This is a genomic window from Vogesella mureinivorans, assembly GCF_007644035.1.
GTDB lineage: Bacteria > Pseudomonadota > Gammaproteobacteria > Burkholderiales > Chromobacteriaceae > Vogesella > Vogesella mureinivorans.
Genome location: NZ_VMTV02000637.1, coordinates 1 through 288 on the forward strand (window position 1 = coordinate 1; position 288 = coordinate 288).

A 288-nucleotide genomic window follows, 5' to 3' on the forward strand; every position below is an offset into this window, starting at 1 on the left:
ATACTGTGGTTATTGGTGCAGGTCAAGCTGGTGTGGCAATGAGTGAACATCTGACTGAATTAAACATTCCTCATGTGGTCTTAGAAAAAAATCGAATAGCGGAAGCTTGGCGTACACGCCGTTGGGATTCTTTAGTGGCCAATGGACCTTGTTGGCATGATCGCTTTCCCAATATGGCGTTTGATGCAGATCCAGATAGTTTTGTACACCATGATCAAGTTGCGGAGTACTTTGAAAAATATGCCAAGCGATTTAATGCGCCTATTTATACACATGTAGAAGTCAAAA

The 288-nt window shown here is 42.0% G+C and carries 1 pseudogene; it reads left to right on the top strand.

The features are described from left to right. Positions 1 to 38: 38 nt before the first annotated feature. Positions 39 to 288: pseudogene (locus FLQ44_RS17045) on the top strand (FAD-dependent oxidoreductase); the annotation flags it as partial.